General features: G+C 32.4%; 27 protein-coding genes. 20 read left to right on the top strand and 7 right to left on the bottom strand.

Annotated features, from left to right (window positions below; translation table 11 throughout):
* Positions 1-7: 7 nt before the first annotated feature.
* Complete coding sequence (locus tag B0A75_RS19205; RefSeq protein WP_089055883.1) at positions 8-787, bottom strand: tetratricopeptide repeat protein; 780 nt, start codon at positions 785-787, stop codon at positions 8-10.
* A gap of 245 nt (positions 788-1,032) precedes the next feature.
* Between B0A75_RS19205 and recF the strand changes: the two genes are divergently transcribed.
* From recF to B0A75_RS19145, 12 genes are all read left to right on the top strand, one after another.
* Positions 1,033-2,112 (top strand): DNA replication/repair protein RecF, encoded by a 1,080-nt coding sequence (gene recF, locus B0A75_RS19200; protein WP_089055882.1) that lies wholly within the window; start codon positions 1,033-1,035, stop codon positions 2,110-2,112.
* A 406-nt stretch (positions 2,113-2,518) separates the two neighbouring features.
* Positions 2,519-3,217: a thioredoxin domain-containing protein gene (locus B0A75_RS19195; RefSeq protein ID WP_089055881.1), complete on the top strand. Its 699-nt coding sequence runs from the start codon at positions 2,519-2,521 to the stop codon at positions 3,215-3,217.
* Positions 3,218-3,227: 10 nt separating this feature from the next.
* Positions 3,228-3,908, top strand: a complete 681-nt coding sequence (locus B0A75_RS19190) for a DUF2461 domain-containing protein (protein ID WP_089055880.1) — start codon at positions 3,228-3,230, stop codon at positions 3,906-3,908.
* Between the two features lie 88 nt (positions 3,909-3,996).
* On the top strand, positions 3,997-5,055 hold the full coding sequence (locus B0A75_RS19185; RefSeq protein WP_089055879.1) for a glycosyltransferase: 1,059 nt from the start codon (positions 3,997-3,999) through the stop codon (positions 5,053-5,055).
* 75 nt (positions 5,056-5,130) lie between these two features.
* Complete coding sequence (gene hisC / locus B0A75_RS19180) at positions 5,131-6,234, top strand: histidinol-phosphate transaminase (RefSeq protein WP_089055878.1); 1,104 nt, start codon at positions 5,131-5,133, stop codon at positions 6,232-6,234.
* Positions 6,235-6,344: 110 nt separating this feature from the next.
* Positions 6,345-7,358, top strand: coding sequence for a UDP-N-acetylmuramate dehydrogenase (gene murB / locus B0A75_RS19175; protein ID WP_089055877.1), 1,014 nt, complete (start codon positions 6,345-6,347; stop codon positions 7,356-7,358).
* Positions 7,359-7,479: 121 nt separating this feature from the next.
* Positions 7,480-8,094 carry an FMN-binding negative transcriptional regulator gene (locus tag B0A75_RS19170; protein ID WP_089055876.1) on the top strand — a complete coding sequence of 205 codons (615 nt, stop codon included), beginning with the start codon at positions 7,480-7,482 and terminating at the stop codon, positions 8,092-8,094.
* Between the two features lie 84 nt (positions 8,095-8,178).
* On the top strand, positions 8,179-9,285 hold the full coding sequence (locus tag B0A75_RS19165; protein ID WP_089055875.1) for a glycosyltransferase: 1,107 nt from the start codon (positions 8,179-8,181) through the stop codon (positions 9,283-9,285).
* Positions 9,276-9,827, top strand: a complete 552-nt coding sequence (locus B0A75_RS19160) for an RNA polymerase sigma factor (protein WP_089055874.1) — start codon at positions 9,276-9,278, stop codon at positions 9,825-9,827. Before B0A75_RS19165 ends, B0A75_RS19160 begins: the two co-directional genes overlap by 10 nt.
* Positions 9,828-9,981: 154 nt before the next feature.
* Positions 9,982-10,812: an energy transducer TonB gene (locus B0A75_RS19155; RefSeq protein ID WP_089055873.1), complete on the top strand. Its 831-nt coding sequence runs from the start codon at positions 9,982-9,984 to the stop codon at positions 10,810-10,812.
* A gap of 129 nt (positions 10,813-10,941) precedes the next feature.
* Positions 10,942-11,685, top strand: a complete 744-nt coding sequence (locus B0A75_RS19150) for a DUF4184 family protein (RefSeq protein ID WP_089055872.1) — start codon at positions 10,942-10,944, stop codon at positions 11,683-11,685.
* A gap of 44 nt (positions 11,686-11,729) precedes the next feature.
* Complete coding sequence (locus B0A75_RS19145) at positions 11,730-12,110, top strand: PH domain-containing protein (RefSeq protein ID WP_089055871.1); 381 nt, start codon at positions 11,730-11,732, stop codon at positions 12,108-12,110.
* 68 nt (positions 12,111-12,178) lie between these two features.
* Here the strand turns inward: B0A75_RS19145 and B0A75_RS19140 are convergent, their stop codons facing one another.
* Together B0A75_RS19140 and B0A75_RS19135 are read right to left on the bottom strand one after the other, a co-directional pair.
* On the bottom strand, positions 12,179-13,051 hold the full coding sequence (locus B0A75_RS19140) for a M48 family metalloprotease (protein ID WP_089055919.1): 873 nt from the start codon (positions 13,049-13,051) through the stop codon (positions 12,179-12,181).
* A 215-nt stretch (positions 13,052-13,266) separates the two neighbouring features.
* Entirely contained in the window at positions 13,267-13,536 is a 270-nt protein-coding gene (locus B0A75_RS19135; RefSeq protein WP_394335292.1) for a M48 family metalloprotease, read from the bottom strand.
* A gap of 193 nt (positions 13,537-13,729) precedes the next feature.
* On the opposite strand from B0A75_RS19135, the gene lipA reads away from it, so the two are divergent.
* The 3 genes from lipA (at position 13,730) to B0A75_RS19120 (ending at position 17,875) form a co-directional block, all read left to right on the top strand.
* Entirely contained in the window at positions 13,730-14,596 is an 867-nt protein-coding gene (lipA, locus tag B0A75_RS19130) for a lipoyl synthase (RefSeq protein WP_089055870.1), read from the top strand.
* A gap of 85 nt (positions 14,597-14,681) precedes the next feature.
* Complete coding sequence (gap, locus tag B0A75_RS19125) at positions 14,682-15,680, top strand: type I glyceraldehyde-3-phosphate dehydrogenase (protein ID WP_089055869.1); 999 nt, start codon at positions 14,682-14,684, stop codon at positions 15,678-15,680.
* A gap of 26 nt (positions 15,681-15,706) precedes the next feature.
* Entirely contained in the window at positions 15,707-17,875 is a 2,169-nt protein-coding gene (locus tag B0A75_RS19120; RefSeq protein WP_089055868.1) for a tetratricopeptide repeat-containing hybrid sensor histidine kinase/response regulator, read from the top strand.
* Between the two features lie 9 nt (positions 17,876-17,884).
* Here B0A75_RS19120 and B0A75_RS19115 read toward each other — a convergent pair whose 3' ends face one another.
* Positions 17,885-18,697, bottom strand: coding sequence for a purine-nucleoside phosphorylase (locus tag B0A75_RS19115; protein WP_089055867.1), 813 nt, complete (start codon positions 18,695-18,697; stop codon positions 17,885-17,887).
* Positions 18,669-19,694, bottom strand: a complete 1,026-nt coding sequence (lpxK, locus tag B0A75_RS19110; RefSeq protein WP_089055866.1) for a tetraacyldisaccharide 4'-kinase — start codon at positions 19,692-19,694, stop codon at positions 18,669-18,671. The genes B0A75_RS19115 and lpxK overlap by 29 nt, the downstream gene beginning before the upstream one ends.
* A 126-nt stretch (positions 19,695-19,820) precedes the next feature.
* On the opposite strand from lpxK, the gene B0A75_RS19105 reads away from it, so the two are divergent.
* From B0A75_RS19105 to rluF, 5 genes are all read left to right on the top strand, one after another.
* Complete coding sequence (locus B0A75_RS19105) at positions 19,821-20,915, top strand: Nif3-like dinuclear metal center hexameric protein (protein WP_089055865.1); 1,095 nt, start codon at positions 19,821-19,823, stop codon at positions 20,913-20,915.
* A 3-nt stretch (positions 20,916-20,918) separates the two neighbouring features.
* A complete protein-coding gene (locus B0A75_RS19100; protein WP_089055864.1) occupies positions 20,919-21,698 on the top strand; it encodes a zinc ribbon domain-containing protein in 780 nt (259 codons plus the stop codon).
* 182 nt (positions 21,699-21,880) lie between these two features.
* On the top strand, positions 21,881-22,741 hold the full coding sequence (locus B0A75_RS19095) for an alpha/beta fold hydrolase (RefSeq protein ID WP_089055863.1): 861 nt from the start codon (positions 21,881-21,883) through the stop codon (positions 22,739-22,741).
* Between the two features lie 66 nt (positions 22,742-22,807).
* A complete protein-coding gene (locus B0A75_RS19090; RefSeq protein ID WP_089055862.1) occupies positions 22,808-23,152 on the top strand; it encodes an antibiotic biosynthesis monooxygenase family protein in 345 nt (114 codons plus the stop codon).
* Between the two features lie 235 nt (positions 23,153-23,387).
* Positions 23,388-24,212, top strand: coding sequence for a 23S rRNA pseudouridine(2604) synthase RluF (gene rluF, locus B0A75_RS19085; protein ID WP_089055861.1), 825 nt, complete (start codon positions 23,388-23,390; stop codon positions 24,210-24,212).
* Positions 24,213-24,257: 45 nt separating this feature from the next.
* Here rluF and B0A75_RS19080 read toward each other — a convergent pair whose 3' ends face one another.
* Entirely contained in the window at positions 24,258-25,649 is a 1,392-nt protein-coding gene (locus tag B0A75_RS19080; RefSeq protein WP_089055860.1) for a DUF4153 domain-containing protein, read from the bottom strand.
* 58 nt (positions 25,650-25,707) lie between these two features.
* A complete protein-coding gene (locus B0A75_RS19075) occupies positions 25,708-25,998 on the bottom strand; it encodes a winged helix-turn-helix domain-containing protein (RefSeq protein ID WP_089055859.1) in 291 nt (96 codons plus the stop codon).

The raw sequence follows: 25,998 nt of genomic DNA, 5'->3' as shown, positions 1-25,998 counted from the left end.
CAATAATTTATTGTGCTAATCCAATCAAAGCATCAACAGAAGCCGCTTCTGGAGTTGCATCAAAATTATCTTTAATATCTGTAAAGTATTTTAACGCATCTTCTTTTTGACCTAAAGCCAAAGCCGTTTTACCAGCTTTTAATAAGAAACGAGGTGTTGTAAAATCGTTTTTATTAGACTCAGCAGCTTTTACATAATAATCTAAAGCTTCTTTTTGTTGATTCTTTTGAGAATAAGCATCTCCAATTGCTCCTTTTGCTAAAGCACTTAAAATTAAATCTTCTGATTTAAAATTACCTAAATACTTAATAGCATCATCAAATTTACCTGTATTTAAATATGCCATACCTGCATAGTAATTTGCTAAATTTCCGGCATCAGTTCCAGAATATTCGTCAGCGATTTTCACAAATCCAAATTTACCTTCAGAACCATTCAAAGCCAATTTATATAATGAATCACTTGCTACACCATCAACAGCTTTTTGAAAGTTTTGTTGTGCAACAAACATTTCGTTTGCAGCTTCATCTTGTTTAGGAGCTTCGATAAACTTTTGGTAAGCCAAATATCCTATAGTAGCAACTGCAATACCAGCAACTAAACCAATAATGATTTTTTGATTTTTAGCAACCCAATCCTCAGTTCTTGAAGCAGTTTCGTCTAACTTAGAAAAAACCTCAGCTGTTTTGCTGTCTTTCTCGTCAATAATTACTTGTTGCTCTTCAGTTACTTCTTTAACTTCCTTCTCCTTTGGTGCTTTATATCCTCTTTTATTGTAAGTAGCCATTTAAAATTAATTTAGTGAACGGCAAAAATAAAATTTTTATTGAAACTGAGGTAAAAAAAATCAATTTTATCACTATTTTAAAACAAATATTTTTAAGAATGCTAACTCCTTTCGCATCAGCGTCAAAATAAATCAACTTGAAACACGCTAAAACCCTTTTATATCGATAAAATTAGATAATTTTACAGTCTAAATTTTACTCGTTGCAAAAACAGTAATTTTTCTTTTTAGAGTCTCTTAAAAAAATGCATTTAAACAAAATCTCATTATTCAATTATAAAAATTTCGCCGAAGCTAATTTTGATTTCGACATCAAGATTAATTGCTTTGTCGGCAAAAACGGAATTGGAAAAACCAATGTTCTTGATGCTATTTATCATTTAGCTTACGGAAAAAGTTATTTCAATCCGCTTGCTGTTCAAAATATCAAACACGGAGAAGAGTTTTTTGTTATTGATGCTGAATTAGAAAAAGACAAAAGAACAGAACAAATTGTCTGCAGTTTAAAAAAAGGACAAAAGAAAATCTTAAAAAGAAACGGAAAAGCTTATGATAAATTTTCAGATCATATTGGTTTTATTCCGTTAGTAATCATCTCACCTGCTGATCGTGATTTAATTGTAGAAGGCAGTGAAACACGCCGTAAATTTATGGACAGCGTAATTTCGCAATTAGACTCAAGTTATTTGCACCAGCTGATACAATATCAAAAAGTAATTGTACAGCGAAATGCACTTTTAAAATATTTTGCACTCAATCATACTTTCGACAATGATACCTTATCTATATATAATGAGCAGTTAAATACTTTTGGACAATCTATTTTTGAAAAACGAAAAGATTTTCTAGAACAATTCATACCTATATTTAATATCCATCATCAAGCCATAACAGGATCTGAAGAAACTGTTCAGGTAGTTTATGAAAGTCATTTGTATCAAAAGGATTTATTAACACTGCTAAAAGAGAACATCAATAAAGACAGAGCACTGCAATATACAAGCACTGGAATACACAAAGATGATTTATTGTTTGAAATCGATTCGCATCCTATCAAAAAATTCGGCTCGCAAGGACAGCAAAAATCTTTTTTAATCGCATTAAAACTAGCTCAATTTGAGTTTTTAAAGAAACAAAGCGGCGTAAAACCTCTTTTACTTTTTGATGATATTTTTGATAAGTTGGATGAAACCAGAGTGGCAAAAATTGTCGAAATGGTAAACAGCGAAACATTTGGACAGCTTTTTATTTCAGACACACATCCAGATCGTACAGAAGCCATTGTAAAATTGACGCATCAGAGTTATAAAATTTTTAATTTGTAATTGTTTGCCGCGAATTTCACGAATTAGCACGAATTTTTTAATTCCTATTTGATCTCAAACAACTGTGACAAAGTTTGGAATTCAATTGACTCCAGCTTTAGCTGGAGTTTTTTTATAGACAAAACTTAGGGCTTTAGCCAAATGTGTAAGTTTGGCTAAAGCCTCTTTGATACTTGTTTGTATACCTCCAGCTAAAGCTGGAGGCAATTAATTTATTTTATTTTGAAGAGACTTCGATTTTACTCAAAGCGTGCATAGAATTTTGTCAAAATTCCACATCCTATTAATCTTCAATTCATAAAATTCGCTGCAAAAGAAAACAACAATTCGATTTTATAATTCTATTAAGATTTTAAAAATGAAAAATCATTATTTTAGCCTAAATCATTTTTAAAACCACAACAGCATGAAATTCCCTAAAATCTTATTGGTAATAGTTTCATTTGTACTCTTTTCTTGTAATGAAAAAAAAGCGACTCCATTTGAATCACTTTCACCACAAGAGTTTGCCGAAAAAATTAAAACAACCGAAAATCCGCAAATTTTAGACGTTCGAACTCCAGATGAATTTGCATCAGCACATATAGACAAAGCAGTAAATGTAAACTGGAACGGAGAAGATTTCGATTCAAAAGCAGCTGCTTACGACAAATCGAAACCTGTATTTGTTTATTGTTTAAGCGGCGGAAGAAGTAAAAAAGCAGCAACAAAACTAAATGAACTAGGCTTTACAACTGTTTATGAACTTGACGGAGGATTCATTAATTGGAATGATAAAAACGCTCCAAATGCGGAAGCTTCTGAAAATGGAATGACAATGAATGAGTTCAATGCTTTACTAAATACGGATAAAAAAGTGTTTGTTGATTTTTATGCTGAATGGTGCGGTCCTTGTAAACAAATGGAGCCTCACATTTTAAAACTAGAAAAAGAATTGGCTGACAAAGCAGTTATTATCAGAATTGATGTAGATAAAAACAAAGATTTAGCGCAGCAAATGGAAATAACACAGCTTCCGACAACTTTTTTATATGAAAATAAAACAATGAAAAAGAAAAATATCGGATACATCAGCGAAGAAGAATTAAGAAAACAACTGCAATAAAACATTAAATATGGTAGCGAAAGAATCATTGCAATTTTTAGACGATTTAAAGAAAAACAATAATCGAGATTGGTTTCAAGACAATAAAAAGCGCTACGAAATCTTCAAAAAAGATTACCATCAATTGGTAAGTGATTTTTTAGACGCGATGAAACCGCTTGATCCTTCGTTAGAATTATTAGAAGTTAAAAACTGCACCTTCAGAATCAACCGCGACATTCGATTCTCAAAAGACAAATCTCCCTATAAAGCACATTTAGGTGTTTGGATTTCTGGCGGGACAAAAGGTTTGAACCGAGCAGGATATTATGTACATATTGAAAAAGGAGCTAGTTTTATTGCTGGCGGATTTTACTCTCCAGAATCTGAAGATTTAAAAAAAGTTCGTAAAGAAATTGCTTTTTTCCATGATGATTTAGAGGCTCTTCTAGGGGATAAAAATTTCAAGAAAGAGTTTGGAAGTTTAGATGTAAACGAAAACAATTCGCTAAAAAACCCACCGCGAGGTTACGAAAAAGAACATCCTGCAATCGAGTTTTTAAAACTGAAAAGCTTTACTGCAACTCAAAAATATGATATTTCTGAAGTGACTGAAAAAGATTTTGTTTCTAAAATGAGCAAAAAATTAATCGCGCTAAAGCCTTTAAATGATTTTATCAATCGCGCTTTAGAAACAGACGAAGAGTTTTAGAAAAAAAATAATCGCCACAAATTTCACGAATTTGCACGAATTCAATTAGTGTAAATTCGTGAAATTTGTGGCGAAAAACATTTTGCTAATGAAAAGAAAAATACTTTTTCTTGGAGAATCTTATCGTGCCGATGCTATTACCTGGATGAAAGGTTTAAAAGAATTTGGCGATTTTGAAATTATTACTTGGGAACTTCAAACGCCAAACACTTCAAAATTTAATAGATTCAAACGTATTCTAGAGTATTTTTTCGCCCCAATTTCAATTCAAAAAATTATTACAAAAGAAAAACCAGACATGGTTATTGCTGAAAGAACCACAAGTTACGGATTTCTTGCAGCATTATCTGGCTCGAAAACAATTGTCATTGCACAGCAAGGTCAAACAGATTTATGGCCGGACGATTCTATTTTGTATCCTTTTAAAAAAATCATTCAGAAATACGCCTTCAAAAAAGCACATTTAATCCATGCTTGGGGACCCGTAATGACAATTTCCATGAAAACTATTGGAGTTGATATGAACAAAGTTATGGTTCTGCCAAAAGGAATCGATTTATCTCTTTTCACGCCTTCAACAAACAATTCAAATAAAATAGAAGCTATTATCACTCGTTCTTTAGAACCCGAATATCGACATGATTCTATTTTAATGGCATTTTTTATTCTTAATCAAAGAGGAATTGACTTTTCCTTAACCATCGTTGGTGACGGAACAAGATTGCAGTTTTTAAAAGATTTGGCAAAAAAATTACAAATTGAAACCAAAGTAACTTTTACAGGAAGAATCCAAAATACAGAACTTCCAAAATTATTACAGCAATCTAATATTTATATCAACATGCCTATTACTGAAGGTGTTTCGGCATCTTTATTTGAAGCTATGGCTTGTAATTGCTACCCTATTGTTTCAGACATTCCCGGAAATCAAAGCTTGATCAAACATCGCAAAAACGGACAATTAATAACAATCGATAACAACGAACAACTTGCTGAAGAATTAATCTGGTCTTTTGAAAATGTTGAATCTCGAAACAACGCCATGCTGCAAAACAGAAAATTTGTAGAAGAAAATGCTAATTACAACTCCAATATGAAAATTATTGCAGATAAATATCATAAACTCCTCAACTGTCGATCTATTTAACTGCAAGCGTAACTTTTTTTCAACCTCAGCGACATACTGTTTTAATGAATTCTCTAATTTAATTCTGAAAGCAATATGAGCAATAGAAGAAACTGGTTAAAACAAATCGGATTAGGCACAATAGGATTAGGTTTTTGTCAATTTGAAGCATTTGCAAATCCTCCATTAGAAAATTATATCACTCCAAGTTTAGACAAATCTCCTATTTTATTACGGTCGAATGAAAATCCGTACGGACCTTCGCCGCTAGCTCGTCTTGCCATGCAAAAAAGCATTAACAACAGCAATCGATATGGCTGGAATGCCTCAGAAGAACTAATTTCTTTAATTGCCAAGAAAAATAATGTCTCAGATAATAACATTCTATTGGGCGCTGGTTCAACAGAAATTTTAGATTTAGTACTTCAATATACTGCTTTAAAAAAAGGCAATTTTATACTTGCCGAAACCACTTTCGACTATTGGACATTTCCTTCTGAAAAATTAGGATTTAAAAAAATAACAGTTCCATTAACTGCCGATAAAAAGCATGATTTAACAGCCATGTTAAAAGCAATCGATTCAGATACTAAAATGGTTTATATCTGCAATCCTAATAATCCAACGGGAACAATCTGCGATAGAGAACAGTTAGTTTCTTTTGTAAACGAAGCTTCAAAAAGAGCAATTATTTTTGTTGACGAAGCTTATATCGATTTTACAAAAGAGCAATCACTAAGCGATCTTGTAATGGAAAACAAGAATTTAATAATCACTAAAACTTTCTCAAAAATGTATGGCTTGGCTGGCGCACGTATAGGTTATGCCGTTGCAAACTCTTCGACAATTGAAGAACTCAGTGTTTTAAAATCATCTCCTAACTTATCCATCAGCGTCGTAACAACGGCTGCAGCGATTGCATCTTTAAATGATGAAAAATTTATTCGAGAAGTATCTTCTTTAAATGAAGAAGTAAAGAAATATACCATAGAGCAACTTACTCAGTTGGGCTTAACCTGCATTCCGTCTTATTCTAATTTTATTTATTTTTCTTTAGAGAATTACAAAAAGGATTACTTTAAGCAATTGGAAAACCACAATATAATGGGAACAAAGATTTATGAGGAAAATGGAAAATGGACAAGAATTACAATAGGAACGATGAAAGAAATGCAGCAATTTATTGAAGCCCTAAAATAAAAATTCTCGAAAAAGTCTTTTTACAGAAAATCTGCTCAAATAAATTATAATCGTTACTTTTGAACTCAGAATTTTTCCGAAGTTTCGGAACTCAAAAAAGCCTTTTATTTATGGAAATCCAATCCAATTTTTCTTTAAAAAACTACAATACTTTTGGCATCGAAGCCAAAGCAAAAAAATTTGTTGCCGTTCATTCAATTGCTGAATTAAAATCCACTTTGTCAGCAAATAAAGATGAGGGAAAATTCATTTTAGGCGGAGGAAGTAATATGCTTTTAACTAAAGATATTGAAGCGCTGGTTATTCATATTGATTTAAAAGGAAAAAAAATCATCAAAGAAGACGATGATTTTGTTTGGGTCGAAAGTCAGGCTGGCGAGACTTGGCACGATTTTGTGCTTTGGACAATCGACAACAATTTTGGCGGTTTAGAAAATATGTCTTTAATTCCTGGAAATGTCGGTACAACTCCGGTACAGAATATTGGCGCTTACGGAACCGAAATTAAAGATACTTTTGTTTCTTGCGAAGCGATGAATATTGCAAGTCAGGAAATGAAAACTTTTACTAATGCTGAGTGTAATTTTGGATACCGTGAAAGTATTTTTAAAAATGAGGTAAAAGATCAATTCATTATTACTTCGGTTATTTACAAATTGACCAAACGTAATCATAAAATCAATACTTCTTATGGAGATATTTTAGCTGAATTGGCTAAAAAGAACATTACTGAACCAACATTAAAAGAGGTAAGTAATGCAGTAATTGCCATTAGACAAAGTAAACTACCTGATCCAAAAGAACTAGGAAACAGCGGAAGTTTCTTTAAAAACCCAATTTTATTAAAATCTGATTTCGAGAAAATTCATAAAAAATTTCCTGACATGAAGTTTTACGAAGTTTCTGAAACCGAAGTAAAGGTTCCTGCTGGATGGCTGATTGAACAAGCTGGCTTAAAAGGAAAACGTTTTGGAGAGGCTGGAGTTCATAAAAATCAAGCCTTAGTTTTAGTAAATTACGGTAACGCAACCGGACAGGAAATTTTAGCCGTTTCAAAAGAAGTTCAAAAAACAGTTTTTGAGACTTTTGGAATTCATATTGAAGCGGAAGTAAATGTGATTTAAAAACACAAATTTCACGAATTGTCACGAATTTAACCCATTGTCAGACTGAGCGAAGTCGAAGTCTTTCCTATAAAGCATTTCGACTTCGCTCAATGTGACAAATTGTATAAACAACAAAAATATGTACACACCTGATTTATACAAAAACGAGAATCCTGAAGAAATCAGAGCTTTTTTAAAAGAAAACAGTTTTGGAATTCTAATTAATCAAACGAACGGGAAATTGTTTGCAACTCATATTCCGATAGAACTTGAAATAAATCGTGACGGAAAAGAGATTTTGCAGGGACATATTTCAAAACTGAATCCTCAAGCAGAAGGTTTTGCAGCAAACGATCAAATTCTAGCGGTATTTACAGGACCACACAGTTATATATCTTCGTCTTGGTACGATCATGAAAATGTACCAACTTGGAATTACATAGCCGTACATGTTTATGGAAGAATTAAAATTGTTGACTACGAAACTTCGGTAGAACAGTTAAAAAAACTAGTTGATAAATATGAAGCAAATTCAGAGAATCCTGTTAGAGTTGAAGACTTATCTGCTAAAACAATGCGGGAAGCTCGAGGGATTTTTGGTTTTGAAATAGAAATTGACGAAATTCAGGCAACTAAAAAATTGTCACAAAATCGAGACGATCATAATTATAAAAACATAATTTCGGAATTAGAAAAGACTGAAAACCCTCAATCTATTGCTGTTGCAAAGGAAATGTTGAAATGCCGAAAGTAAATCTGTATTAATCATTGAAATTTACTAATTCATAACTACCTTTGTACTCGCAAAATTTCAGATATTAATAGACATTAAAACCATATGCTTATAACTTTATTTTACTTCTTTATTGCTATTGTTTTTATTCAAGTTTTCTACTACTTAGGAATTTTTGGAAAGTTTGCATTCGCTAAACCTCAAAATATTACACCAAAAAGAATTCCGGTTTCAGTTATCGTCTGCGCAAAAAATGAAGAAGAAAACGTAAAGAAATTTATCCCATTATTAGCTGAACAAAATTATCCTGATTTCGAAATTGTTTTGATTGATGACGCTTCAAGTGATGAAACTTTAGAGGTTTTTGAAGAATTTGAAAATCTATATCCTAATATTCGTTTGGTTAAAGTAAAAAACAACGAAGCTTTTTGGGGAAATAAAAAATACGCTTTGACATTAGGAATTAAAGCCGCAAAAAAAGAGTATTTATTGTTTACTGATGCTGATTGCTACCCAACTTCAAAAGAATGGATAACAGCAATGACTTCGCAATTTACAATGAACAAAACTATTGTTTTAGGATACGGAGGTTACGAAAAAATAGAACGTTCATTATTAAATAAAATCATTCGTTTTGAGACTGTTTTAACTGCGGTTCAATATTTTTCGTGGACTAAAGCGGGATTTCCGTATATGGGAGTTGGAAGAAATTTAGCGTACAAAAAAGACGAGTTTTTTAATGTAAATGGTTTTATTGATCATATACAAGTTCGTTCTGGCGATGATGATTTATTTATTAATCAGGCTGCAAACAAATCGAATACAACCATTTCTTATACTCCAGAAAGCTTTACCTATTCTAAGCCAAAGGAATCGTACAAAGAATGGTTTACTCAAAAAAGAAGGCACGTTTCTACGGCTGAATATTATAAATTTTTCGACAAGTTTCAGTTGGGAATTTTCTTCTGCTCACAATTGTTTTTCTTTTTATCTGTCATTATTCTGCTTGCTTTCCAATTTCAATGGATTGCAGTCTTGGCAATTCTTGCAACCCGCTACACCATAGTTTGGACTGTTATTGGATTCTCTGCAGGAAAATTAAAAGAAAATGATATTAAAATTTGGTTTCCAGTGCTTGAAATAGCGCTTATATTCACGCAAATTAATATCTTTATATCTAATATCTTTTCAAAACCTGTATATTGGAAATAAATTCTAAAATAGAAAAAGCAAAAAAAGGCGATCAAGCCGCCTTTACTTTTTTATTAGATTATTATTGGAATGAAGTTTACAGCTTCATGCTTAAGCGAACAGAAAACGAAACGACTGCCGAAGATATTACTATAGAAACTTTTTCGAAAGCATTTGACAAAATTGCTTCTTACAATTCTGAATTTCAGTTTAACACTTGGCTGATTGCAATTGCAAAAAATGTCTACATTGATTTATTGCGTAAAAAGAAAACCAACCTTTTTATAGAAATTACTGATGCCGAAGATCAGCAGGCTTACAATATCGCTGACACTACTCCTTCTGCTGAAGATGCCTTAATTAAAGAACAAAATCTATCCCGACTGCTTCTGTGTATCAAAGAATTAAAACCTCATTATCAAGAAGTAATTCAACTGCGTTATTTTCAAGAAATGACGTATCAGGAAATTGCCAGCAAAATAGATGAACCTTTAAGTAATGTTAAAGTAAAAATACTTCGTGCTAAAAAATTGTTAGCAGAAATCATTAATCGTAACAGATAATTTATTATCTTTAAGAAAAGAATAACACATTATCTGGTTTTTTCTTAAAAAAACTACTTTAACACACTAAAACAACAACTTCTGCGTTGTTTGTCAAAACCCTAATTCTTATCGCGTATGATTTAAAGTTACTTAACCTTAAAACCCAAAAATCATGTCTAAATTAAGCATCTATGAAAGCAAGTGGATTGATCTTGTTTTCGAAAACAAAAACAAAGAGTACGGCGCGTATCAATTACGTCAAGAGAATTCTAAAACTACTATTACAGCACTATTCATGGGACTGTTGTTACTAGCAGCCTTAGGAAGCGTATCGATGCTGATTAATAAATTTAGGACACATGATCCTATTGAAGAACCTGTAACTATTAGCGATCCTATTACGCCCGTAAATCTTGATCGTGATATTATTAGACCAAAGCAAACTGAAACTGTTGCACCACCGCAGCAGCAAAATACAGCTGCCGCAGCGTCTACTAATCTACAGTTAACAAATCCAATAGTTACCAGTGCTGATCAAGCCACACCCGAAGTAATTGCAACAAACACAGATAATGCTCCTGTTGTTGATAATACAAACGCTGGAACTGGAACTGGAGTTAATGTATTACCAAGTACTGGCGGAGGAGGCGAAGTAGCTCCATCTACTGATGGCGGAAACGAGCCTGTAAACTCAGCAATTTTAGACAAAATGCCAGAATTTCCAGGCGGAATGGCTAAATTCTATGCTTATGTTGGAAACAACTTTAACAGACCAGAATTGGATACTGAAAAAACATTACGAGTGTATGTTTCTTTTGTAATTGAAAAAGACGGCTCAATTACAGACATCCTAGTGAAAAACGATCCAGGTTATGGAATGGGGAAAGAAGCAATTAGAGTTTTAAAATCATTAAAAACAAAATGGACTCCGGGAATACTAAACGGTAAAGCAGTAAGAACTGCTTACAACCTCCCGATAACAATAAAAACAGAAGCAGAATAAAAATAGAAAAGCAGAATTTAGGTTCTGCTTTTTTTATGCTTCAAACTACCGACCAATTAAAAAATATTAGTTTTTTATTGATTTATTAATCTTATTTTTAACGCAGTAAAAAACTAATATTTTTTTATAATGCCATTCACTTTTGCCCATCCTGCAATAATTTTACCTCTGCCATTTTTAAACAAAAGATGGTTTTCACTAACCGGTTTAATTATTGGCAGTATGATACCCGATTTTGAATATTTTATCAGAATGCGAATTCAAAGTATTTACAGCCATACTATAGCTGGCGTATTTTGGTTTGATTTACCTCTAGCACTGTTTATTTCTTTTATTTTTCACAATAAAGTTAAAAATCTACTTTTTAACAATTTACCGTATTGTCTCCAATCAAGATTCCTAATTTTTACAACATTTAATTGGAATAACTATTTCAAACAAAATTGGATTGTAGTCTTCTTTTCAATTCTTATCGGTACTGCATCTCATCTTCTTTGGGATAGCTTTACTCATGACAGCGGGTACTTTGTAAATCACATCGCTGCATTACAAAATTCTATTTATTTATTTGGTATTGATATTCCCATATTAAAAATAGCTCAGCATTTAAGTACATTCTTAGGAGGAGTTATTATATTTTTTGCCATTTTCAAACTTCCTAAAAATGCAATCTCAAGAAATCCTGTCAATAAAAATTATTGGTTTGCAACATTCTTATTTTTTGTCTTAATTTTAATTTTACGTTTTTTTGCAGGTATTGGAATTAAAGAATATGGAAATATTATCGTTTCTGTAATTTCTGCAGTTTTACTTTCACTAATACTAACTTCTATTTTTTTAATGCAAAAACATCGAATAAAAATTAGCAAATAAATTACTTTTACATACTTAATATTCAAAAACTAAAAACTAAAAAAATGGGAATATTTTCAGCCCTTATGGGTAATGCAGGTACTGTCACTCAGGACGATTTGCTTAAAAAGTATGGTCAGTTATTAACTGATAATGAAGAAATTGAAATGGGTTTTAAACTAATACGTGATACTTTTATCTTTACAAACAAAAGATTAATCTTAGTTGACGTACAAGGATTAACAGGAAGTAAAACCGAATATAAATCTATTGCTTACAAAAGCATCACTCGTTTCAGCGTAGAAACTGCTGGGACTTTTGACCTTGATGCTGAATTAAAAATATGGGTTTCAAGCGAACTAAATCCTAGTATCGTTAAACAATTTAACAAATCTGTTAATGTTTACGACGTTCAAAAAGTTTTAGCACATCACGTTTTAGGCTAAAAACAGTATATAAAAAAAGAGAACGGCAGATCATACGATCTGCCGTTCTCTTTTTAAACTAGAAATTATTATTTCTTTTTAGTTGTTGTTTTTTTGGTTGTAGCTGCCTTTTTAGTCGTTGCCGCTTTTGGAACTGTATTATCTATTTTTTGCTGCACGTATGGCTTATACAAACCGTCTTTCTCAGCTCTCTTTTTTGCATCATCTGCTCTTTTCTTAGAATCTGGATGCGAACTCATCATTTGATCAATAAAAGAAGCTTGAGCCCCTTCACTCATTTTAGCCAGAATTCTAAACGCTGATTCTTCAGCATTTACATCATAACCATTTTTCTTCAAGAAATTATACGAAAATAAATCCGCTTCGCTTTCTTGTTTACGGCTGTGTTTGCTGTCAATCATAGCGCTTCCGATTTTTCCTAACTGACTGTCGGTTACTGAAGATATTTTTGCTGATTGAGAAGAAACTCCATCAATTACTGCTTCTTTTTGGTAAGCCGCACGCATTGCATCTCTGGAATCGTTGTTGGCAACGTGGCCAATTTCATGACCTATTACAGCCAGCAATTCGTTATCATCCATAATATCCATTAAACCCGAATATACACGCACACTTCCATCTGCAGTAGCGAAAGCATTCACATCTTTAACTTTGTATACTTTATAATTTAAAGTATATCCATCACCAGCAGTATATTTTCCAAACACTCTGTTCAATCTTAGTGTATAACCATCAGTTGGTCCAGCCACTTCATTTTCAGCATCCATTTTTGCAACTGCTTCTTTAGATAAAGCCGCTGCATCTGCATTCGTTAATGTAAACGCTGTTACTCCTTTTTGAACTGCTCCAATTGCTTTATCGCCTAAATTAATTTGCGCATTTGTTTTTGTAAATCCAAAAGCAGCAAACAAAACCCCTAATACAATAAATTTCTTTTTCATATCTCTAAACATAATTATTATTTAACAACAAATGTATTACAATAAAATACTATTTTATTTCACCAAAAGCTTGTTTTTTTTAACAAATTAAAGATATAAATTTTTGATGAGTTGTATAACGATCTACAGCTATTATTCATTGCACTTCGACGGTATAACAAAAAAACGGCAAGTTCTCTGGAGAATTTGCCGTTTTTAGGTTTTATGAAAAAATATTACTTTTTCTTTGTTGTCGTCTTTTTAGCTGGTGCTTTTGTTGCTGCTTTTGCCTTTACAGGCGCAGTATTATCAATTTTCTGCTGTACATAAGCTTTATACAAACCATCTTTTGTTACTTTCTTTTTAGCGTCATCTGCTCTTTTACTAGAATCGGGATGCGAACTCATCATTTTAGTAATAAAAGAAGATTCCGCTCCTTCACTTAGATTTTGAAGAATTCTAAAAGCTGACTCCATTGCATTTACATCGTAACCATTCTTTTTCATAAAATCAAGCTAAAGCGTAAAAATATTCAAGAAGAGTAAAAAAAATAAAACAAGAAAAACATCTAAATACAAGTAATTAATAGCTGAACTTAATAGTTTTAAATAAATCAAAAAATACAAACTGTAAACGAAAATTAAATTAGCATCTCCAAATAAACTACATTACGTATCTTTGTACTTTGAATTATGATATATGGAAACAGTCATTGAAAACATACCAGCCGCAAAACCTAAATGGTTGAAGGTAAAATTACCAATTGGACAAAAATATACTGAACTACGTGGTTTAGTCGATAAATACAGTTTAAATACGATTTGCACCTCTGGAAGCTGCCCAAATATGGGAGAATGCTGGGGAGAAGGTACTGCTACTTTTATGATACTAGGAAACATCTGTACTAGATCTTGTGGTTTTTGCGGTGTTAAAACCGGCAGACCCGAAACGGTAGATTGGGATGAACCTGAAAAAGTAGCTCGTTCTATAAAAATCATGAATATCAAACATGCCGTAATTACAAGTGTTGATAGAGATGATTTAAAAGACGGCGGTTCAATAATTTGGATTGAAACTGTAAAAGCGATTCGCAGAATGAATCCAAACACTACACTTGAGACTTTAATTCCAGATTTTCAAGGAATGGAAAGAAATCTGGATCGAATTGTGGAAGCAAATCCTGAAGTAGTTTCACACAATGTTGAAACCGTTCGACGTTTAACGAGAGAAGTTCGTATTCAAGCAAAATACGATCGCAGTTTAGAAGTTTTGCGTTACTTGAAAGAAAAAGGAATAAACAGAACCAAATCTGGAATCATGTTAGGTCTTGGAGAAACGGAAGAAGAAGTTTTTCAAACTATGACTGACCTGCGAAATGCAAATGTTGATGTTGTTACTATTGGACAGTATTTACAACCCAGTAAAAAGCATTTACCAGTAAAAGAGTTCATTACACCTGAACAATTTGCTCGATATGAAAAATTTGGTCAAGAATTAGGTTTCAGACATGTAGAAAGCGGTCCGTTAGTTCGTTCTTCATACAAAGCACAAAAACACATATTATAAAAGGTTATTTGTTTAACTGTTTAATCGTTTAATCACATTGATAAAACGATTAAACGGCTGAACGATTAAACAAATAAACAAAATATTGAAAACAAGAATTGCTATTAATGGTTTTGGAAGAATTGGAAGAAACTTATTCCGTCTGCTTCTAAACCACCCTGAAATCGAAGTTATTGCAATTAACGACATTGCCGATAACAAAACCATGTCGCATTTAACAAAATACGACAGCATACATGGTGTTTTGCCATTTAAGGTATCTCATGATGAAAATGGGATAATTGTTGACGATAGACACTTTTTATTTTTTCATGAAAAAAGCATTTCTAACTTAGATTGGAAAAGTCATTCTATCGACTTTGTTATAGAATCAACAGGAAAATATAAAACACACGAAGAATTAAATGCACACATAGAAGCTGGGGCAAAAAAAGTAATCCTTTCTGCTCCTTCTGAAGTAGACACAATAAAAACTGTTGTTTTAGGGGTAAATGAAACTATTCTGGACGGAACGGAAGACATTGTTTCTAATGCAAGCTGTACAACAAATAATGCGGCTCCGATGATAAAAATTATCGAGGAATTATGCGGAATTGAACAAGCTTACATTACAACAATACATTCCTACACAACTGACCAAAGTCTTCACGACCAGCCACATAAGGATTTACGCCGTGCGAGAGGCGCAAGTCAGTCAATTGTTCCAACAACTACAGGTGCAGCTAAGGCATTAACAAAAATTTTTCCTAAATTGCATGAAAAAATAGGAGGCTGCGGCATTCGTGTTCCAGTTCCTGATGGCTCATTGACCGACATAACGTTTAATGTAAAACGTGCTGTCAGTATTGACGAAATTAATAAAGCATTTGAAGAAGCCTCAAAAACAAATTTAAAAGGAATACTAGATTATACTGAAGATCCAATCGTTTCTGTTGACATAATTGGCAACACGCATTCGTGCCTTTTTGATGCACAACTTACATCTGTTATTGATAAAATGGTAAAAGTTGTGGGCTGGTATGATAACGAAATTGGATATTCATCAAGATTAATAGATTTGATTTTACTGATAAGAAAAAAATAGAATTCATTGTAAAAGCATTGCAATACATGAAATACCACATTCTTATTCTGGTTTGTTTTTTTAATTCATTTTTGTATTCTCAAACTAAAAAGAATACGGATAGTGTTTCCTATTACAATAAACTCGCCAATAAAAATCTTAACAATAAAAAATACAATAATGCTGTTTTTTACACTAAAAAATCAATTGATTTTTGTGAGACACATCATCATACCCAAAATCTAGCCAACCAAACCTTTAAGCTTGGAAAAATATTTTACAATCAGCAAAAATATGACGAAGCTTTAAAGAACTTTCACAAGAGTGTATCCTCATTTGACAGTGTAAAACCCAATTGCACAAAAATTTTGGCGCTGCATTATATTGGTGCTGCAAACACAGCAATGGGCAACTACAAAACTGCCGATGTATATTACGCAAAAGCTCAAGACCTTATAAAAGAACTAGGAGTTGTTGACAGCGCCGAAGTTCTCAGCTATCAAAAAGCAATGGCTTTTAAGGCAAATCAAAACTTACGATCAGCGGCTAAGACTTTACAAAAAATCACTAAAAAACCTGACAATCCTGCTATTTTAAAAACAAAAAGCAGTTCTTACTATCAACTTGGATTAATTGAAAGCGCACTTAAACGCAATGATTCTGCCATAATTTATTTTGATAAAGCACTAGATTATAATGCGATGATAAATGATCTTCCGCAAAAATCTAAAATTGTTTTAGCCATCAGTCAGTATTATAAAAAAAATAGAAACTTTGATCTTGCTTATTCTTATTTAGATGAACATTATCAATTAGAAAACTACATTTTAAAATTAAAAAATGCTAAAATTGATTTTAATGAATATCAGAAATTCAAAAAAAATCAATCTTTAAATAACAGCATAAAACGTGAAAGCGAAGAAAAAATTCAATTAAAAACCTATCGTTATTCTAAATTGGTTAGTATTTTGGCAATTGCTTTAATTTCGATTCTATCGCTTTTAAGTTTAGCTTTATACAAAAACAACATTATTCGAAATCAAAACAACCTGCTTTTACGAGAAAAAAACAAAGAGCTAATCCTTGCTAAAAACAAAGCCGAAAAAGCTTCAAAAGCCAGGTCAGAATTTTTATCAACAGTAAGCCATGAACTTCGCACACCATTGAATGCGATCAATGGAATTACTCATTTATTACTTGAAGACGATCCTAAAGAAACGCAGCTAAAATACTTAGAATCTTTAAAATTTTCAGGAAACTACCTGACCACTTTTATCAACGAAATTCTTGAAATTAATAAAATCGATTCGACTAAAGTCGAAGTTGAAAGTATCAGTTTTAATTTAAAAGAGCTTCTTTTTAACATTCAAAGTTCTTTAAAAGAATTGGCTACTGCCAATAAAAATTACTTCAATCTTGAGATAGACAAATCAATTCCTGACAATTTAATTGGCGATCCTACTAAATTGTCTCAAATTATATTGAACTTAATCAACAACGCATTAAAATTCACTCAAAACGGAAATGTAAATGTAATTGCAAAATTATATGCTGAGGAAGATGATACGGCAACGGTTTATTTTGAAATTGTTGATACTGGAATTGGAATTCCTGAAGATAAATTGCAAACTGTTTTTGAGAGTTTTTCGCAAGGATCAATAGAGGTAAATCGAAAATATGGCGGAACTGGTCTTGGACTTACTATTGTAAAAAAACTAATTGAACTTTTGGGCGGCGAAATAAAACTAAAAAGTGAAGTTGGCAAAGGATCTACTTTTACTTTTAAATTAGATTTTAAAATTAACAAAGAAGCTTTGGAGGTTGTACAAGAAGAAAAAACATACGACGATTCTCAATTACAGCACAAATCAATTTTACTGATTGAAGACAATAAAATCAATCAGATGATTACTCGAAAAATGCTGGAGAACAAAGCCATAACTTGCGAAATTATCGATAACGGAGAAGAAGCTGTTGAGCTTTTAAAAGTAAAGCGTTTCGATATGATTTTAATGGATGTTCATTTGCCTGGCATTAACGGAACAACAGCAACGCAGCAAATTAGAGAGTTTGACAAAACAACTCCAATTATTGCGCTGACTGCAATTTCGCTTGACGAAAACAGAGATATGCTTTTATCTTACGGAATGAATGATGTTATTACAAAACCATTTGTTCCAGATGAATTTTACAGCACAATCGCCAAGTTTTTTTAAAGTAAAAACTTAATATTCTATAATCAAGTTTTTTATCAAAGCTCTTACCTGAGGTCCTGCCATTTTTGCTGCTTCAAGAACTTCGTCATGAGAGATCGTATCTATACTTTCCTCATTACCCATATCGGTAATTACAGAGATTCCAAAAGTTTCTACGTCCATGTGGCGTGCCACGATAACTTCTGGAACTGTAGACATTCCTACGCAGTCTGCGCCAAGAATTTTAACCATTTTATATTCTGCCAAAGTCTCAAAAGTAGGTCCTTGTAAACCAAAATAAACTCCATCATGAATTTCGATATTCAGTCTTGATGCAATTTCTTTCGTTTTAGCAATCATTTTTCGAGAATAAGGCTCACTCATATTTACAAATCGAGGTCCAAAGCGTTCATCGTTTTTACCACGCAAAGGATGTTCCGGTGCAAAATTGATATGATCTTTAATAATAACAATCGAACCTACTTTGTAAGCCGCGTTTACTCCTCCCGATGCATTTGAGACTAATAGTTTATTAACTCCTAAAAACTTCATTACACGAACCGGAAAGGTAACTTCTTCCATCGAGTATCCTTCATAAAAATGAAAACGACCTTGCATCGCAACTACTTTTTTATCCCCAATAGTTCCAAAAACCAAAGCGCCTTTGTGCCCTTGAACTGTAGACACAGGAAAATTAGGAATTTCATCATACGGCAGTGTAAATGCTATTTCGATATCATTTGTAAAACCTCCTAAACCCGAACCCAAAATCACTCCATATTCTGGCGTAAATTGTGTTTTTGACTTTATATAACTAACTGTTTCTTGAACTTTTTCCCACATAATTTAAAATTGTTTTATCAAAATTATTTTGCTCCTTGATGAAAGAACTTTTTATAGGCAAATAAAATAATTGCGATACAATACTAGTGTCCTTTAAACGAACATAATCCTTCTCGGTTGTAATAATTTTATATTGTTTTGCTTTCTCTGCAATTGTTGTAATATCTTTTTCTGTAAAATGATGATGATCTGGAAATGTTAGACATTCATCATCTTTAGATTTTAAAAAATCATAAAAGGGCTTTGGTTTTGCGATTCCAGCCAAAAGCAGCTTTCGTTCCTCTTTAATTTCCGCTACTGCTAATTTCTCTGTTCTTGAATAAACAGAATCATCGTAATCTATAAAGGTAAAATATAATTCTTGTGAAGCTTCCAATTTTAACTTTCTTCTAATATTTTCCTGTTCAGATTCATCCAATTTAGAAGGGCATTTTGTAACTATAACAATATTGGCTCTTTTTGCTCCGCTTCTAGCCTCACGCAGATTTCCTGTTGGCAGCATAAAATCATCGGCATACAAATCACCATATGAAGTAAGCAAAATGTAAAAACCAGCTTTTACTTTACGATGCTGATAGGCGTCGTCTAATAAAATCACTTCTGGTTTTTCTCTCTGCGAAAGCAATTGAGTAATTCCGTTTGTACGATTTGCATCAACGGCAACCTGAACATTTGGAAATTTTTGATAAAACTGAAACGGTTCATCACCAAGTATTGAAGCATTAGAATTTTCATCTGCCAAAACAAATCCCTCCGACTGACGTTTGTAACCACGACTTAAAGTCGCCACTTTATATTTACTTGATAACAATCGAATCAAATACTCAATTTGAGGTGTTTTGCCGGTTCCTCCTACACTTAAATTTCCAACCGCAATAACAGAAATATCAAATGAAGTCGATTTAAGAATTCCTTTATCAAAAAGAAAATTTCTAATTGATGTGATTAATCCATACAAAATTGCAAAAGGGAAAAGTATTTTTCGAAGTATATTCATTTTACGAAAGTATAATTTTTTTCGTTAATTTGTTTTATGAATTTGTTTCAGATTTTGCACTTCAAGTTTTCCCACACGGCATAAAACTTAAAGACTGAAACCTGAAACTTGAAACAAAAAGCAATAATGAAAATCAAAAATATAATAGAAGTTCTAGAAGAAATGGCACCTTTGGCTTACGCCGAAGATTTTGACAATGTTGGTCTTTTAGTTGGAAATACTGAAACCGAAAGTACTGGCGTTTTAATCTGCCACGATGCTTTAGAAACTGTGATTGACGAAGCTATAGCAAAAAACTGCAATCTAGTCGTTTGTTTTCACCCTATTTTATTTTCTGGGATCAAAAAAATTACAGGCAAAAATTATGTTGAACGCGCCATTTTAAAAGCAATCAAAAATGACATTGCTATTTATGCCGTTCACACTGCATTAGACAATCATTCTGCAGGCGTTAATAAAATTTTCTGTGATGCTTTGGGATTAACTAATACTAAAGTTTTAATACCGAAACAAAATTTCATTCAGAAATTAGTAACCTACGCAACTCCAGATAATTCTGAAAAAGTTCGAAATGCTATGTTTGAAGCTGGCGCAGGAACTATTGGAAATTATGATAATTGCAGTTTTAACACTGAAGGTTTTTTTACTTTTAAAGGAAACGAAGACAGCAATCCTGTAATTGGAGAAAAAGGAAAATTACATACAGGAACCGAAATAAAAATAGAAGTTGTTTTTGAAAAACACTTACAGTCTAAAATTCTTAAAGCACTATTTGCCAATCATATCTACGAAGAAGTCGCTTATGAAATTTACGATCTTCAAAATTCACATCAAAATATTGGTTTAGGAATGATTGGAGAGTTTGAAACTGAAATGAATGAAAAAGATTTTCTTCCTTTTGTAAAAGAGAAAATGATCGCTGACGGAATACGTCATTCTGCGTTTTTAGGTAAAAAAATCAAGAAAGTTGCAGTTCTAGGCGGTTCAGGAAGTTTTGCCATAAAAAATGCAATTAGTGCTGGAGCTGATGCTTTTTTAACTGCTGATTTAAAATACCATCAGTTTTACGAAGCTGAAAATCGATTACTTTTGGCAGATATTGGTCATTTTGAGAGTGAACGCTATACAAAAAACTATATTGTTGATTATCTTCGAAAAAAAATCCTTAATTTTGCCATCATTTTATCAGAAGAAAATACAAATCCAGTTAAGTACTTATAGAATATGGCGAATACGAAAGAATTAAGTGTTGAGGACAAGTTAAGAGCAATATACGATTTACAGCTTATTGACTCTAGAATTGACGAAATCAGAAACGTACGAGGTGAGCTTCCTTTAGAAGTGGAAGATTTAGAAGATGAAGTTGCAGGTTTAAGCACGCGTTCAGAGAAACTGAAAAGTGAACTTGAAGTAATTGAGGAGCAAATCAAGTCTAAGAAAAATGGTATTGATGAGCATAAAGAGGTTATCAAAAAATACACAAAACAACAAGAATCAGTTCGTAATAACAGAGAATTTAATTCTTTGACTAAAGAGGTTGAATTTCAAGAATTAGAAATTCAATTGGCTGAAAAGCAAATCAAAGAAATGAAAGCTTCTATCGAGCATAAAAAAGAAGTTATATCTAACTTAAAAGAAAAGCTTGACGCAAAAAGTTCTCATTTAAAACATAAAAAATCTGAACTTGACGCTATTATGGCAGAAACTCAAAAAGAAGAAATTTTCTTATCTGAGAAATCTGCTGAGTATTCAAGCCAAATCGAAGACAGATTATTAGCAGCTTATACAAGAATCAGAACTAGTGTTCGTAATGGTTTAGCAGTAGTTTCTATCGAAAGAGGAGCTTCAGCAGGATCATTCTTCACTATTCCACCGCAAACTCAAGTTGAGATTGCTTCTAGAAAAAAAATCATTACTGATGAGCACTCTGGAAGAATTTTAGTTGACAGCGCATTAGCTGAAGAAGAAAAAGAAAAAATGGAACAATTGTTCTCAAAATTCTAAATAGAAGTCCCGATTTAATCGGGACTTTTTTTTATATCTTTTTTTGCCACGAATTTCACCAATTTCACTAATTTTTACTTTGACTATTTAAAGAATAAAAATTCGTGCTAAATTTGTGTCATTCGTGGCAAATCTTTTAAGGATAAGTTTTCGAATATACTTTCATCATTAATCTGCTTATTTTGGGAATTAAAAAAGGAATCCGTTTTATTACTTTAAAATCTGTTGGGCAATACATTAACTTTTTAAGTTATGTTCGTCCTCAAAAAGCCGTTGAGCTTTCTTATGCCCTTTTTAGTCAGCCTCGAATAGGAAGATTACAAAAAGAAGCTCTTCCAAAAATTTTGCGACATACGGAAACGGAAACTTTTAACCTTAACGAACATCATTTTCAAACTTACATTTGGAAAGGAAACGAAACTAAAATCTTATTAGTTCATGGCTGGGAAAGCAATGCTTCAAGATGGAAAAAAACGCTTCCGCATCTTCAAAAATCAGGAAGTACTATTATTGCTATAGATGCTCCTGCACACGGTCAAAGCAGCGGTAAAGAATTTAATGTTCCGCTTTATGCCGAATTTATAAACAAAGCGGTAGAAAAATACCAGCCAACAATTATAATTGGCCACTCGATTGGCGGCGCAGCCTGCGTATATCACCAATACTTATTTCCGAATACGAGTATAAATAAAATGGTTATCCTGGGAGCTCCATCAGACTTAAAAACATTAATCGATAATTATATCTCAATGTTAAGCTTGAATACTAAAATGTTTTCACTTTTAGAAAGTAAATTTTTGGATCGATTCAATTTTAAGCTTGAGGATTTTTCAGGACAAAAATTTGCTTCAGAATTTAATGTTGAAGGTTTTATTGCGCATGACACTTCAGATGATGTCGTTGCTTTTGCAGAAGGAAAAAAAATTCACAGCAACTGGAAAAACAGTCAATTTATAGAAACCAAAGGCTTAGGCCACGGAATGCACGATGATGCATTGTACAACAAAGTGATTGAGTTTCTTTTTTCTGAAGGTTCAAAGTAACAGAGAATCAAAGGAACAAAGGTTTTTCTTATTTTGTATCTTATTTCTAACACATAATTCAAAAAAATGATTGCCGTAATTTTTGAAGTTATTCCTAACGAAGGGAAAAAAGAAGAATATTTAGATATTGCAGCAAAACTGCGTCCGGAATTAGACCACATCGAAGGTTTTATCTCAATAGAACGCTTTCAAAGCATTAGTAATCCTGAAAAGGTTTTATCATTGTCTTTTTGGAAAGACGAAGAAAGTATTCAACAATGGAGAAATCTTGAAATGCATCGTCACGCACAGGCAAAAGGACGTAATGAAGTTTTTAAAGATTATCATTTAAGAATTGCAACTGTTGTTCGCGATTACGGAATGTTTGATCGAAAAGAAACTCCTGAGGATAGTTCTCAATTTCATAAATAAGAAGACAAAGTTTCAGAGCGACAAAGGGACAAAGGTTTTTTTCATATACTTACCACACTTTTGTCGTCTCTCCTTCGTCTAGATGACAAAAGTAGTTTGACAAAGATTGGTTACTTTCTTTATGAAATTTCTTGTGTGATTTCTCTCTTTGGTCGAAATGACAAGATTGTGAAAATCTAAAATTCTAAGAAGTCTAACAATCTAAGAAGTCCTAAATTTTGCCTATTTTTGCAGTATGGAAGAGAATTTAAAACGTTTGAATAAATTTATTGGCGAAACTGGCTATTGTTCGCGTCGTGAAGCTGATAAACTTATAGAGGAAGGACGTGTTACAATAAATGGTGCTGTACCAGAAATGGGAACTAAAGTTTCACCAAATGATGAAGTACGCATTGACGGAAAACTAATTGTTGAAAAGCACGAAAAGATGGTTTATTTAGCATTCAACAAGCCTGTTGGAATTGAATGTACCACCAATCTCGAAGTTCGAAATAACATTGTTGATTACATCAATTATCCTAAACGTATTTTCCCAATCGGGAGGTTGGACAAAGCTAGTGAAGGCTTAATTTTTATGACCAATGACGGCGATATTGTAAACAAGATTTTACGCGCTAGAAACAATCACGAAAAAGAATATACGGTTACCGTAAACAAACCTATCACAGATCGTTTTATTCAGCGAATGGGAAATGGTGTTCCTATTTTAGACACTGTTACTAAAAAATGTAAAGTAGAACAAATTAGTAAATACACTTTTAAAATCATTCTAACACAGGGATTAAACCGTCAGATTAGAAGAATGGCTGAATATTTAGGTTATGAAGTTACGGCTCTTAAACGTATCAGAATCATCAATATTTCACTTGATGTTCCAGTTGGCAGATACCGCGATTTGACTGATGATGAAATCAAAGAATTAAATCAGTTAATTGAACCTTCGAGTAAAACCGAAGAAGCAAGTTTACCTAAAGTTGAAACTCCAAAACCAGCTTCAAATAGAAGAACAACGTTTATATCGAAACACGATCCTAGATTTAAGAAAAGAGGCGAAAATTAAATATAATAGAGTCCCATCCGCCAGAGCAGATGGGATTTTTTTTATTTATTTACTCTTATGATCTAAAAATTCATAATACAAAGCTTTAGATAAAAAGTTTTCATTCTGATAATTAGAAATCAATTCTTCTCTCACCGCTTCTGAATCTTTTCCGTATAGATTATTTTTATTAAAATAGTCTCTTCTAGCATCATCATTAAAATTCAATTCGCTTAAAAAAACCGGCTCTACTCCTTTGTTTACCGAAATATTGTAATTGGTTATAAGATTTCCCCAATTCACAAAACTGCAAACTAAAATTGTTCCGTAGAAATACCAAACCATTTGATTGACTAGGTAAGCATTTGTTTTTTGTTTTGTAATTTTAAAAAAAGTATAAACCAGACCTATAATTGCTAAAATTAAAAAGGCGTAAACTCCTAAACGCTTATATGTTAATCCAAAAGAAGAAACATACTCTGAGTTTTTGATAATAGCACTAACGATCAAAACTGCATTTAGAATTATCCAGATTTTAGCGAGTTTTTTTAATGATGTCGCTTCCTCATCAAAGTTGAATCCTCCTTTGAAATAAAACAGAATTACACCAACAGCCATCAAAATTGAAAAAATCACAGCATTTACACGCTCATGTGTATCAGCGCTTAAATTTGCTTTATCTGCAACTTCAAAAAACTGTTCGTAATTGTATGTTCCAATAAAAATTAAAAGTAAAATATTAAGCATTATCAAAGTAATTACGCCACTCTTTCTTTCGAAATCAAGATCCAGAAACGAAAATGTACTTTGACTCTTTACTTCAGAAATATTAGTAAACTCATTGTTCAACTTTGGATTAAATTCATAACAAGCATCCGGAACCCAATAATTCCAAAAACTAAATGAAATATAAAAGCCCAGTATCGTAATTAAGATTAACTGAAAAATATTAATATCTAAAGTATAATCTGTAAACAATGAAGAGAAATGCTCACTTCCGAAAGAATAAACGATAAAAAACAATCCCAAAAAGACGACTGGAATAACAACAAATGCTACTAATTTCTTAGCAAAATCGTTGTGAATTTTTCGCTCGGGCAGCCATTGACTAAAGATAAAAATACGCCCAATTGAAGTAAATCCGTTTAAAAAAATCAATGGAAAGATCTGTACTATTTTAAGTTCTCCATCTTGAGTTTTAAACTGTAAAAAAAGAATTGAGAATGCTAAGGCAAAAAAGGAAGCTGCATCTCCATACCACGCAAAAGCGAAACATGACAAGATTGATGTGATTACCAAAATTAAATGCGATCTATCAACAAACTTCTCCTGAAAGAAGTAACTAACTAACAGTGTTAAAATTACACCAAAAATACCAATATTAACTCCTAGATTTTGATTGTAAAAAAGTAATGTAAAGATTACTGTACAAACTAAAATAATTTGATGTTTTTTCATGATTAAATTTTTAAAAGTACTTTGTGTTTCAAAGTAATTAGACAAAAAAATATAGTTATTACGATTTCATTAATTTTTCGAGGTAAGAAAGGTGTTCTTTAAACGCCGCGCGGCCAAGCGGTGTTACTTGATAAGATGTTTTAGGCTTTTTGCCCACAAATTCTTTCTTAACTTCGATATACTGAGACTTTTCTAACGCAGAGGAATGACTTGCTAAATTACCATCGGTGATATTTAAAAGCGTTTTCATCTCGGTAAAATCTACCCAGTCGTTAACCATCAGAACGGACATAATACCCAGTCTGACACGGCTTTCAAAATCTTTATTTAGTTTATCAATAATTCCCAT

This window comes from Flavobacterium oncorhynchi (genome assembly GCF_002217355.1).
GTDB classification, from domain to species: Bacteria; Bacteroidota; Bacteroidia; order Flavobacteriales; family Flavobacteriaceae; genus Flavobacterium; species Flavobacterium oncorhynchi.
The sequence above is the reverse complement of the archived record's forward strand: the minus strand, read 5'-3'. Positions and strand labels throughout refer to the sequence as shown.

Excerpts from the sequence above, each read along its gene's own strand:
- B0A75_RS19150 (WP_089055872.1), top strand. The coding sequence starts at position 10,942 with ATGCCATTCACTTTTGCCCATCCTGCAATAATTTTACCTCTGCCATTT.
- B0A75_RS19090 (WP_089055862.1), top strand. The coding sequence starts at position 22,808 with ATGATTGCCGTAATTTTTGAAGTTATTCCTAACGAAGGGAAAAAAGAA.
- B0A75_RS19145 (WP_089055871.1), top strand. The coding sequence starts at position 11,730 with ATGGGAATATTTTCAGCCCTTATGGGTAATGCAGGTACTGTCACTCAG.
- B0A75_RS19135 (WP_394335292.1), bottom strand. The coding sequence starts at position 13,536 with ATGAAAAAGAATGGTTACGATGTAAATGCAATGGAGTCAGCTTTTAGA.
- B0A75_RS19075 (WP_089055859.1), bottom strand. The coding sequence starts at position 25,998 with ATGGGAATTATTGATAAACTAAATAAAGATTTTGAAAGCCGTGTCAGA.
- rluF (WP_089055861.1), top strand. The coding sequence starts at position 23,388 with ATGGAAGAGAATTTAAAACGTTTGAATAAATTTATTGGCGAAACTGGC.
- hisC (WP_089055878.1), top strand. The coding sequence starts at position 5,131 with ATGAGCAATAGAAGAAACTGGTTAAAACAAATCGGATTAGGCACAATA.
- B0A75_RS19190 (WP_089055880.1), top strand. The coding sequence starts at position 3,228 with ATGGTAGCGAAAGAATCATTGCAATTTTTAGACGATTTAAAGAAAAAC.
- B0A75_RS19115 (WP_089055867.1), bottom strand. The coding sequence starts at position 18,697 with ATGTGGGAAAAAGTTCAAGAAACAGTTAGTTATATAAAGTCAAAAACA.
- B0A75_RS19195 (WP_089055881.1), top strand. The coding sequence starts at position 2,519 with ATGAAATTCCCTAAAATCTTATTGGTAATAGTTTCATTTGTACTCTTT.
- B0A75_RS19105 (WP_089055865.1), top strand. The coding sequence starts at position 19,821 with ATGAAAATCAAAAATATAATAGAAGTTCTAGAAGAAATGGCACCTTTG.
- B0A75_RS19140 (WP_089055919.1), bottom strand. The coding sequence starts at position 13,051 with ATGAAAAAGAAATTTATTGTATTAGGGGTTTTGTTTGCTGCTTTTGGA.
- lipA (WP_089055870.1), top strand. The coding sequence starts at position 13,730 with ATGGAAACAGTCATTGAAAACATACCAGCCGCAAAACCTAAATGGTTG.
- B0A75_RS19185 (WP_089055879.1), top strand. The coding sequence starts at position 3,997 with ATGAAAAGAAAAATACTTTTTCTTGGAGAATCTTATCGTGCCGATGCT.
- B0A75_RS19155 (WP_089055873.1), top strand. The coding sequence starts at position 9,982 with ATGTCTAAATTAAGCATCTATGAAAGCAAGTGGATTGATCTTGTTTTC.
- B0A75_RS19080 (WP_089055860.1), bottom strand. The coding sequence starts at position 25,649 with ATGAAAAAACATCAAATTATTTTAGTTTGTACAGTAATCTTTACATTA.
- B0A75_RS19120 (WP_089055868.1), top strand. The coding sequence starts at position 15,707 with ATGAAATACCACATTCTTATTCTGGTTTGTTTTTTTAATTCATTTTTG.
- murB (WP_089055877.1), top strand. The coding sequence starts at position 6,345 with ATGGAAATCCAATCCAATTTTTCTTTAAAAAACTACAATACTTTTGGC.
- lpxK (WP_089055866.1), bottom strand. The coding sequence starts at position 19,694 with ATGAATATACTTCGAAAAATACTTTTCCCTTTTGCAATTTTGTATGGA.
- B0A75_RS19170 (WP_089055876.1), top strand. The coding sequence starts at position 7,480 with ATGTACACACCTGATTTATACAAAAACGAGAATCCTGAAGAAATCAGA.
- B0A75_RS19205 (WP_089055883.1), bottom strand. The coding sequence starts at position 787 with ATGGCTACTTACAATAAAAGAGGATATAAAGCACCAAAGGAGAAGGAA.
- recF (WP_089055882.1), top strand. The coding sequence starts at position 1,033 with ATGCATTTAAACAAAATCTCATTATTCAATTATAAAAATTTCGCCGAA.
- B0A75_RS19100 (WP_089055864.1), top strand. The coding sequence starts at position 20,919 with ATGGCGAATACGAAAGAATTAAGTGTTGAGGACAAGTTAAGAGCAATA.
- B0A75_RS19165 (WP_089055875.1), top strand. The coding sequence starts at position 8,179 with ATGCTTATAACTTTATTTTACTTCTTTATTGCTATTGTTTTTATTCAA.